10 protein-coding genes are annotated in these 10,375 nt (G+C 57.2%); 4 read left to right on the plus strand and 6 right to left on the minus strand.

All coding sequences use genetic code 11. The features are described 5' to 3' along the window. A partial coding sequence (locus tag ACEWPL_RS18995) for an MFS transporter (RefSeq protein WP_420744391.1) occupies window positions 1–533 on the plus strand: 533 nt, incomplete at its 5' end. Between the two features lie 414 nt (window positions 534–947). Here the strand turns inward: ACEWPL_RS18995 and ACEWPL_RS19000 are convergent. Continuing rightward, window positions 948–1,874: a sulfurtransferase gene (locus ACEWPL_RS19000; protein WP_393930912.1), complete on the minus strand. Its 927-nt coding sequence runs from the start codon at window positions 1,872–1,874 to the stop codon at window positions 948–950. 283 nt (window positions 1,875–2,157) lie between these two features. Here ACEWPL_RS19000 and ACEWPL_RS19005 point away from each other — a divergent pair, with 283 nt between their 5' ends. Beyond that, the gene (locus tag ACEWPL_RS19005) at window positions 2,158–2,790 is read left to right on the plus strand and encodes a tyrosine-type recombinase/integrase (RefSeq protein ID WP_393930910.1); all 633 of its coding nucleotides are present in this window, start codon (window positions 2,158–2,160) and stop codon (window positions 2,788–2,790) included. Window positions 2,791–2,950: 160 nt separating this feature from the next. Here the strand turns inward: ACEWPL_RS19005 and ACEWPL_RS19010 are convergent, their stop codons facing one another. From ACEWPL_RS19010 to ACEWPL_RS19030, 5 genes are all read right to left on the minus strand, one after another. Further along, complete coding sequence (locus ACEWPL_RS19010) at window positions 2,951–3,481, minus strand: DUF1415 domain-containing protein (RefSeq protein WP_393930908.1); 531 nt, start codon at window positions 3,479–3,481, stop codon at window positions 2,951–2,953. A gap of 309 nt (window positions 3,482–3,790) precedes the next feature. Beyond that, entirely contained in the window at window positions 3,791–3,928 is a 138-nt protein-coding gene (locus ACEWPL_RS19015) for a hypothetical protein (protein WP_393930906.1), read from the minus strand. A gap of 127 nt (window positions 3,929–4,055) precedes the next feature. After that, the gene (locus ACEWPL_RS19020; protein WP_393930904.1) at window positions 4,056–4,862 is read right to left on the minus strand and encodes a phosphocholine cytidylyltransferase family protein; all 807 of its coding nucleotides are present in this window, start codon (window positions 4,860–4,862) and stop codon (window positions 4,056–4,058) included. A 37-nt stretch (window positions 4,863–4,899) separates the two neighbouring features. After that, the gene (locus ACEWPL_RS19025; RefSeq protein WP_393930902.1) at window positions 4,900–5,667 is read right to left on the minus strand and encodes a CDP-alcohol phosphatidyltransferase family protein; all 768 of its coding nucleotides are present in this window, start codon (window positions 5,665–5,667) and stop codon (window positions 4,900–4,902) included. Next, window positions 5,664–6,851: a pyridoxal-phosphate-dependent aminotransferase family protein gene (locus tag ACEWPL_RS19030; protein ID WP_393930900.1), complete on the minus strand. Its 1,188-nt coding sequence runs from the start codon at window positions 6,849–6,851 to the stop codon at window positions 5,664–5,666. The genes ACEWPL_RS19025 and ACEWPL_RS19030 overlap by 4 nt, the downstream gene beginning before the upstream one ends. Window positions 6,852–7,469: 618 nt before the next feature. Here ACEWPL_RS19030 and ACEWPL_RS19035 point away from each other — a divergent pair. Then, complete coding sequence (locus ACEWPL_RS19035) at window positions 7,470–8,396, plus strand: TIGR01459 family HAD-type hydrolase (RefSeq protein ID WP_393930918.1); 927 nt, start codon at window positions 7,470–7,472, stop codon at window positions 8,394–8,396. Window positions 8,397–9,297: 901 nt separating this feature from the next. After that, complete coding sequence (locus ACEWPL_RS19040) at window positions 9,298–10,020, plus strand: hypothetical protein (protein WP_393930898.1); 723 nt, start codon at window positions 9,298–9,300, stop codon at window positions 10,018–10,020. Window positions 10,021–10,375 lie beyond the last annotated feature (355 nt).

The raw sequence follows: 10,375 nt of genomic DNA on the forward strand, positions 1-10,375 counted from the left end.
TGCTGTTCGCTGGGGCGCTGGTGCTGCAATACCCTATCGGATGGCTTTCCGACCGGATGGACCGGCGCAAGCTGATCCTTGGCGCGTCATGCCTCGGGGCGGCGTCTTGCGCCCTCGGATGGCTTGCGGGTGGAGGCCTGTGGGTCTTGATGGCGTCTGCATTCCTGGCCGGTGGCGTCACGACCCCGCTCTATGCGCTCCTCCTTGCCTACACGAATGACGCCCTCTCGGCCGACGACATGCCTGCGGCCTCCGGCGGGTTGGTCTTTACCTTCGGGCTCGGCGCGATCGCCGGACCGCTTGTCACCGGCTGGGCGATGCAAGGGCTTGATCCCTTCGCGTTCTGGCTCGTGCTGGGTTTGACCTTCTTGGTCATCGCCCTTTACGCGCTCTACCGCATGACGCAGCGGGCGATTTCGCCAGTGGAAGAGACAGACAGTTATCTCAATGTATTGCCTACGGCGTCGCCGATGGTCGTCGAGGTGGCGGGTGAGTGGGCGGCAGAAAACGCCGAAGCCGATGCTCAATCATAAAGTAAGCCCTCCATCTGCCGGCCAGCGCGATTGCTTATGACGTCATTGTGTGCTGACACCGCCATTGCCACCCCGGCCAGTATCAGACGCCGCCAACGATACAGCACGTTCGGTGCCATGCCATGACGGCCCGAAGCCGCCGCTCGTCGGTCGTTGAAACGCCGCGCCGCAGCTTTCGCCTTGCTGCCATTCGTGCATCGCGCAGCATTTTCGGTGGGTGAAGGAGCACAGTGCGGACGAACCGGCCTAACGCGGCCGCGGCATAACCGCCGTTTCTGGTCTGGGCCGCTCACCCTGCGCCTTGCTGCGCCTCAGCAGAGGGGCCAGAAAGCAGCGCCGGGACGGGCAGGAGAACGACGGCCGGCTTGCGCGTGAGCAGCATTGCGTCCGCCGTTCTCAAGACGGAGCCGGCCGTCAGAACCTGACCTTCTGCTCCACTTCACGGCCCGAATGGGTCCAGTCGGCCATCGACCCGTCGTAGACCACCGCGTCCTCGTTCCCGAGGAGCTCGTGGCTTACAAACCAGCCGATGCTCGCCATCTGCCCCGTGTTGCAGAAGTTCACCTGCGGTCCCACGACGGGGACGCCCGCGGCCTGGTACAGGCTGGTTAGCTGGTCCGGGTCGCGGAACGTCCCGCCCGCGTTCACCGTGGTCCAGGGATGGGGCAGGTTGAGCGCGCCGGGGATCGTGCCAGCCACCTTAGCCGAGCCCGACTTCGTGACGCCGACGTAGGAATCGTGGGGGCGGTGATCGACGAGGGGGACGCCCTCAGCCGCCATGGCCTCCACCTGCTCGGCGGTGACGATCATCTCCGGCCGCGGATCGGCAACGAAGGTCGCGGGGGCCAAGTCGGTCATGCCCTCTACCAGCGGGTTTACGGGCTTCCTGTCCGAGTCCTGCTCCCTGAGATAGGCACTCATGCCCCCGTCGAGGATCGAGACCTCGTCGTGGCCGAGGTAGTGCAAGGTCCAGTAGACGCGCGCGGCGGCTGCCATGTCGGCCGAGGCATCGCCCGCAGCGATCAGCACGACATGATCGTCGTTGGAGATCCCGATGTTGCCGAGATGGCCGGCGATCTCCGCCGGATCTCTCACGAGGCCGCGGACCTCGCCCACTTTCACCCGCCACGCGTCGTCGGGCCCGCCATATTGGCTGTGGACCGCGCCAGGGACGTGACCCTCCACATAGGCGCCGCGCGGGCGCAGATCGATGAAGGCGATGCCCTCCGCCTCGAGGTTGGCCTTCACCCAGTCGACATCGACCAGAGGATCGGCGGCCATGGCGGTCCCGGCCTGAACCAGCGCGGCGACCGCCACGGAAAGCTTCAACATTGATTTCATGGTATTCCCCTCCTCAGCCTTGGCCGCATGGCCACCGGGAGCCCTACGCGCTCCCGTCACTCGGCAGGACCATCCCGCCGGACGGCGAAGCATACCACATTGCAGAGGCAATCGGACTGACTTCGATCAAGGCGCGCGACCTACTTGCTGCAGAAGCACCCGGGCCTCGGTCCGCATGTCGGCTTCGGCTCGAAGCAGACCTGCGGCAACGCGGCGTGATACGATGTAGCGCCGGCACGGGGTCGGCGAAGAGGCGGCGTGCGGCGGAACGGAGAAAAACGTCATGTCCGCTGCCAATCTTCCAGCCATCCGTTCCTGCCGCCCAGCCTGGAACAAGGGCCGAATAGTCGGCCAGAAACGACCGCTCATGCCGAAGCATGTCTGGGCGATCCGCGTGCGTCTCGAGATCGGAGAGCGCACTCGCGATCTTGCGCTTTTCAACCTCGCGATCGACAGCAAGCTCCGTGGCTGTGACCTCGTGAAGCTGAAGGTCGCGGACGTCTATGCCGCTGGCCAGGTCAAGGAACGGACCTCCATCACACAGAGCAAGACCCGACACCCGGTTCGCTTCGAGATTGCCGAGGGGACGCGGAAATCGCTGGTTGCCTGGCTCGACGATCAGCTGATGGTCGGGTCCGAACATCTTTGGCCGGGACGCTTCCAAGAAAGGCGCCACATCTCTACACGACAGTATGCACGCCTCGTTCGAGACTGGGTCACCTCGATCGGCCTTGAGCCGAGTTCATACGGCACCCACTCGATGCGTCGCACCAAAGTCGCCCAGATATACCGCAAGACCGGGAACCTTTGCGCCGTCCAGCTGCTGCTCGGTCACACGAAAATGGACAGCACCGTTCGTTACCTCGGAGTCGAACTTGAAGACGCCTTGGCAATTTCCGAGGCGGTCGAAATATAGTGCGTCGGGCCGACCTACGCGGTCGGCCCAAACCGGACCTTGGCCCAATGATCGGTATGCTGCGGTGCGGCCCGTCATAGCGGACCTTCGCTGCCACTGCAAAACGAGCGATAGAGGTAGCTGGGTTAACAGCGCAGTTACAGTACAATGCTAACGTTTTCTATATACCCCAGGGGCAGAGTGCTTCGACCTGTCGGCGCCCAAGCTTATTCAATGTTTTTATGTTATCTGTATAAATCTTCTCAGGGTCCAAAACGTGAGCAAGGATTTTAGTCATCTGATCTTGACGCAGAAGATGTATGGTTGGATAGGGTGAGCGATTAGTAAAGTGGCTAAGATCGTCTGCAGCCACACCCTCAAATTGATATTGAGGATGAAATGATGCTAATTGCACATGCTCTGTCAGTTCCGCTTTCTCCAATAGCTGCTGAAACCAATCGAGTAAGGCGAGGTAATCACCGAACTCTTCTAAACCTTGGGTAAACATGAGCAAGCTAGTGGCAACGTCATTTTGGTTAGCCGCAAGCAGGCGCTGCAATTCATTCACATAGAACTGCTTTAGTTGTGCATCGGTGGTGGCATCACATATGGCATAATGCACTTGGTCTCGGGCTATGACACTAAAGGAAAATGGGCATAGATTTAATCCTACCACCATTTGTTCAAGCCATCGACGGGTGATTTTAATCACGTCTTGATGAGCTATTGATAGCGTCTTAGGGTCAAACTTATTGATACGATAGATCCTTTCTTGTTTGACTAACTTAAAGCATATTTTTGCGTTCGATCCGATGCTGCGGTGCAGCTGTTGCTTTGCTGCAGTTGGTTCCCCGCACAGCAAGCTGGAGGTTACGTCGAAAAGTCATTATCGCTTGCTGCACGCGCTGAGTGGTGGGTAAGTTCCGGCTATTGAGCAGGGCCGTAATGAAAGGCCGCCAAAGAGTCCGTTCCGGATACGCTTGCCAAGGTATCCTGTGTTTCGGCGGCCTTTGCAAGAACGCTACTTTATCTTTTTGCCAGCGATTGAAAGCGCAGGTTTTCCCGTCTGAGAATTTGCCGTGGCTGAAACTTTCGGCTTCTCCTGCTTCGGTTTCTTTGTTTCTTTATTGCCGCGTTTGCTGTTGTTACCCTTGGCCATGGTCTGTCCTTTGCAAAGCGCAGCGATCCGGTGCCAAAATGGCAGGGCTTGGCTGCTGTAATCCACCGACTCCGTTAGAAAGACATCCGGTGGCTTGGAGTGTCATTATTCAGACGCTGGTGGTCTGTCAGGACGCCGCACTCTCATCCAGTGCGCGTTGCTGCCCGCGCGATACGGTCGTGACCGGTGTTCCGAACATGGCGTTAGCTATGGCGAAATCTGAGGGTGTATCAATCTCTGTCCAATTCAGCCCGGTGATATCAAGCGCGTGAAAGGCGATGCCTTTTGCCACTAGCCTCTCGTAAGCTGCCTCGTAGTAATCGTGATGATGCGCCGGGCTTTCCATCATCTGCGTAAGCTCCGCGAAAAGGATCGGCGCGGTCTTGGCGCTGATCTTTTCGATGCCAACGGATTCCCCGATGGCCGACTTTGGATCAACGGACTTGCCGATCTCAAGCACCTGCATCGCTTCGTCCGTTACAACCTTAACCTCTTCGTCCTCGAGCGCGATGTTACGGTCGATGCACAAGACATTTGGCAAAGCCTTGTCGATGAGATTGCGCAGAACTTTGACGTCAAACACGACATCGGCATCGAGTTTTATGAACTCCCCCGCCCCGATGGCTGACGAGGCCAGCATCAGGGAATAACCGGTATTGGTGTCGCGATAACGTTCGTTTATCACATAGGTGACACGAATACCGCGAAACGTCTTGTCGACAAATTGCTTGATTTGATCGGCCCGGTGGCCCAGCACCAGGATGAATTGCGAGATCCCGCAGCTGAGGCAATTGCGGATCATCCGTTCAAGTATGAGAGAGCCGCCCACGGATAGCAGGGTTTTGGCGCAATCGTCCGTCAGAGGGGCCAGACGTAATCCGACGCCTGCCGCCAGAATGACAGCAGTGGGCGCGCGTGTGTTTTCATGTATCATGGTTTTATCTACCTCATAATTGCGCCGCTAAGGCGCGCTATTTCTGAATTGGAAGTTGCCTTTCGGCAGTGATGTTTATGCCCTGCTTCACGGACCAGTAGAGGCCCCAGAAGAGCTGACTGATGGCAAAGATCCAGAGCATCGGCGTGAGTTGATCGAGCACAAGCGCGGCGGACAGTATGAAGATGAAGACACCTTCGTCAGCGATGAGCGCCTTTGGCTGTTCCTTCAAAAGCCAGAGGGTATTGGCGCGCAGTCCAAATCCCAGACCCGCCTTGGGGCTGGTTTGGCTCAGCCGCGCCATGATTGCCGGATAGCTCGGATCGCGAGTCGTCTGGATCTGGATGGCAACGTATTTCACGTAGCTGCGCAGCCCATAGAACGCGATGCCGATCAGCGCGAGGAACACGGGAACGACGCTGAGTGACTGCGCATAGGCCGCATATCCCGCCGCCCCGAACCAGAGTGTGACCTGCACCTGATCCGTCAGGCGGTCATAATAGCTGCCCAACAGCGAAGATACCTGCCGGTAGCGCGCCATCTGGCCGTCCATGCAGTCAAGAACATGGCTGACATGGATCAGGACCGCCGCCGCGATGAACCATGCGGTGCCGCCGATCAGAATTCCCACGCTCGCCACAACGGCCACGAGGAACGACGCGGCCGTGATCCGGTTCGGCGTAATCCAGGGCTGGTCGACAGCGCCGTAATTGACGAAAATCGCCAGCGGCGCCGTGACGAAGGACGACCACCATTCATCATCCTTCGTCTTGGTGGCCCAGAGCCGTGCCAGCTTGCCGGTCATGACACCACCTTTGTCAGCGCCTGACCGGGTGCGGGCAACCTCATCAGGGTCGCGCCTTTCGGCCTGACCGTTGCGACCAGATCGGCGGCTTCTGCTTGCAATGTCAGCAGCACGTCCTTCAGCGCCTCAAGGAAAAATCGTATGTCATAATTGGACAATTCACCGATATTGCCGACCTGAAACACCCGGCCCGCAAAGCAGCCTTTGCCCTCATAGATGATGATGGATTTCTTGCGTAGCCCGTCGCGGATGTCGCGCACCGATAGGCTGGGCGGCACCCGAACCGTCGTGAGCATCGAACACATGTCCTCCTCATCGATCAGAAATTCCAGGTTCAACCTGCGCATGCCGACGCGCAACATATCTGCGCGGGCCTGGATGAGTGCAAAGCGCTTGGTCGCGCCTTCGCGCAGGATGTTGGTCAGGGCCTGCTCCAATGCATAGAAGAGCGGCACGGCGGGGGTGTTCGGCGTCTGGCCGCGGGTTCTGAGAACCTCGTAGAATGTGGCAAGGTTCAGATAGGTGGTGTTGGCCGCGTGGGCCTTCAGCTTCTTGAAGTGCTTCTTGCGCCCGATGACGAAGGAAAGGCCGGGATACGACCCGATCGCCTTTGAACTGGAACTGGAACAGAAGGCGATGTTGCAGCCCTCCATATCGACTACTTCTGCCCCGACCGAGCTGACTCCATCCACGACAAATAGCGCACCGTTCGCCTTGACCATCGCGCCGACCGGGCCCAGCGGATTCAGCATGCCCGAGCAGGTTTCGTGATGGACCATGGCCACCACGTCGATCTTGTGGGCTGCCAGATAGGCGTCGATCTGCGGCAGGTCGAACGGCGTTCCCCAAGGCACTTCGATCAGATGGGTCTTCTCGTTATGGATTTGCGAGGTCTTGTGCAGACGCTCGCCAAATTCGCCATTCGACAGGACCAGGATCGTGCCCTTGCCGACAACCGACGACAAGATGGCCTCATTGGCAGCCGTGCCTGACCCGGTGATCATCACCGCGCGATAGCGGCTGCGGTCTGCGATCTGAAAGAGCGACAAGAGTTTTTGTTCAATACTGGCGAGAAGGTCATCAAAATCGGATTCGCGATGGCAGATATCTTCGCGGCAGATCGCGTCGCGCAGAGTCGCGGCCACATTTACGGGGCCGGGTGTGAAAAGCAGATATTTATCCAAAAGACGTCAAGCTCCCTCAACGCCCCGATTATCTGGTCAGGCCGTCGGCACGCCCATGAATGGTCCATGCTTGCGGATCGCACACGGACGTCGAGAGGGCACAAATCGAATTCGAAAACGCAGCCACAAAAGATGGCTGTCAGTACGTCGACCAGAAATTGAACGCCTGCGAAAAGAAACCAAAGACAGCGTTGTCTCAACAAAAGTTGCAGACGGGATGGCTATAATGCGTTGGAAAACAGCATCCGAGACGCTGTGCAGGAAAGGTCGAGCAAGATCAGAGGTCGCAAGAGACGGTCAGCTCGCAGCGGCCCATATAGTGGCGTCTGACTTTGACCGGTAACATTCGGCAGTGTTTCAGCAGGGCTGATATGCTGCGACTGATTTCGTAAAAATTGGCGTCCACGGAGTCATGGGCCAGAAAATCGTATTTAATAACAAAGCTACCAAAATGCAAGAGATGGATGCGTTCGCGCTACAACCATTACTGCCGAGCCGTGCGCTGAGCCAAGGCGTAGAAGGTTTCAGATGATTGGGCCAGCTCACTTTCAGGCACGACATTGGCAACTCAACAGCAGACTGCCGACGGTCTGCGGCGCCCGGCCCAGCTTGACACTGGTGCTGCCGACGAGTAGCCACATCAGCCTCATGGTAATCACCCCACAGCTTGCGAATTCGTCAGCCCGGCTCACCCCGTTGAGCGTACTTGCGAGCCAATACGACAGTTTACTGTGTGATATCTGGGGCGTAATCCACAATGGGGTCGCGCCCTTTGACGACGCCGTCGATGCTCTGTGCAGATACCGCGCAAGCGGCCGCCACGTTGTTTTGATCACCAACGCCCCGCGTTCCGCAAAAGATGTCTATCTGCAACTGGAGCGTTTGGGAGTTCCCCGGGAAGCATTCGATTGCATCGTTACATCCGGGGACGTCACGCGGACCCTGATCCAGGGTGACCCAGACACTCCGCTCTTCCACTTCGGTCCGGCGCGCGATCATTCCATCCTTGAGGGGGCGAAGAACCCGATCGTGGGAATATCGGACGCAAGACTGTGCCTGCTGACCGGGCCGCTGGATGACGCCATAGAAACGGTGGACGTGTATCACGACCTGCTTGTCGAAATGAGAGATAATGCGGTCCGAATGATATGCGCGAACCCTGATCTGCTTGTAAGGGATGGGAACCGAATGGTCATTTGCGCCGGGTCGATTGCTCAACGCTACTCACAGATGGGCGGTACGGTAATTTTCTCTGGCAAACCTGAAGCTACGATATATCAAGAAGCGCGCAATAGAGTTAATGCCCTCGCCAATCGAAAAATCCCGAAGAGCCGATTGCTGGCCGTAGGTGATGGGATGCCAACGGATATCAAGGGAGCCGCGGACAGCGGGCTTGATGCCTATTTCATTTCTGGGGGCATCCACGCTGATGAATTTGGTGACATGAATATCTCAGCAAACATATTATCGGCTACAAAAAGTATTGAAAGTCAATATTCAGGCATCAATCTCGTTGGAATTGGGCGGCGCCTATTCTGGAATTGATAAAATATCTTGATTTATATTACGCTGCAAACAGACGCTTAACGTTTCCGGAAATTAAAATTGATCTCCTCGGTTGCGAAGTGCCGGGTGCGAGACCGTAAGTCTGAAAAGCTCAGAGCGCCCATTGCGGTAAAAGTTCTAACGGAAGCACCGAAACGAATCCCTCGAAGGACTTAATCCTTCTATCTGCCCGACACCCATTCAAATCGCCGGCCGTCATGTCGGCAAATGATATGAGAACCTATCGGAGTGAACGTCGGCTTTCCTTTCAATGATCGGCCACTAAACACCTGCAGCGAAGGTCCGCTCTCCGCCCTTCATGCCAAAGTGATGGTCTGGCGACTACTCGCTTAGCATCCGCCTCACATGGTCCTCTTCACCTTGGATGCACCTTCTGAAATCGGAGATTGCCTTCGAGGGGCCGGTCAACGAAAATATCCCGATAAGCTCGGTATCGATCCGCCGGATCCAGAAGGTGCGCCCTCTCACCAGCGCTGACAGCTAGGCCCCTTCATGCCGCTGGGAGGCTATGTCGGTTGATATACCTTTCCCTCCCCACGCGTTAAATTCCGTTCGTTACGTCAGCAAATTCCCAGAGGGCAAACTCAACCATGCTGCCACGTTGGTTATTGTTGGCCGAAGGATCTTGTGGCGGCCCGGGCTATCACGTGCGGTGGCATGCATTGGTGAGACGAGTTTCCCCAGTGTGACCCATCGGCATGCGCCGCGGAATATTGGCAATACCCGCAGTCGACAGGCGGTAGCAGTGCCGGAATAAAACAGAACGAACAGGTGCCATCATCGTTTAGGTTTGGCACAGTGGTAATTGCGCAGCCGACCTGGCGGCCTTGCGGAGGGGTGCCTATCTGGCACCGGTGAACAGGATGAGCAATAAAATCATATGATCAGTTTTCACCAATTGCCCGACGACCATCCGGATTTCATCTACTCCCCGCTGCTTCGCGCGGCGCGGTTGACGTTGGCGTATATGGTTGAGAACGGACCCGTTGGGATCACGAAGACCAAGGCATTCAAACGCTATTTTTTGCGGTGGGCGGCGGAGCATTTTGACTGGCCCGGACAGGGCTACGAAGACTTGATGCGCTATCACAAGGTGCTCAACGAGTATGATTTCCCGCCGCTGGAGCTTCTTCACTTCCTGCTCATTGAATTAAAGCTCGGGCGACATTATCGCGAGGAATTCCGGCTGACGAAACGGGGCCTGCAAATGGCACAGGCACCCGGCGCGTTATTTCAGCAACTTATCCCGTTTTACATTCTGGACGTCGATCACGCATCATATGGGCGCTTTCAGGATCGTCCATTCGGTAAATGGGACGTCTGGCTGAATGTCTTGAATGTAGAGATCGAGAATGGGGCCAGCGAGCGTGCCCTTTTCAAAGCATTTTATGGCGAGGACTCTGATTGGGACAATGACGGCTGGCGGGAGATGGCTGCATTTTCCCATTGCGTGCTGAAGCCTCTTGAATGGTCCGGCTTGTTGTCCATTCATGAGGCAACCGAAAACGGGCGGGCAGCACATATGTGCTTCAAGACTCCGTTATGGCAATCGGCCCTGTCACTTGACACCGACAGCATGCTTAACCCTGCGCCAAGGCATTGACTTGAGGCGCCGTTCGCATCGCGGACGGCGTTGTAAGGGGATTCCGGAGGTTTCTGCGTCTCCATCGCACTCTTTTTCGTCGAAGGCCTCTACTGTGTGTAAATCGGGACGCCTCGCCGGCGGTTGATGGGGCGGAGGCTGCCATGGTCAGTCTCCTGGGATGGATTTGAGCGGGTTCGGTTCCACTTGGAATTTCGACTTCCAGCCCGCTGGGCATGGAGATCATCGCATCGAGGGAGTGATCAGTCCCCACAGCGCGCTGTTTGTCAGCGATGATCTGTCAACGCCGACTGAACTTTCCCCAGAAGTGCCGAAGTAAAATTCCCCACTCTGGCGGGTCCGGTAATCAGCCGGT

This window comes from Roseovarius roseus (assembly GCF_043355935.2).
Classification (GTDB): domain Bacteria; phylum Pseudomonadota; class Alphaproteobacteria; order Rhodobacterales; family Rhodobacteraceae; genus Roseovarius; species Roseovarius roseus.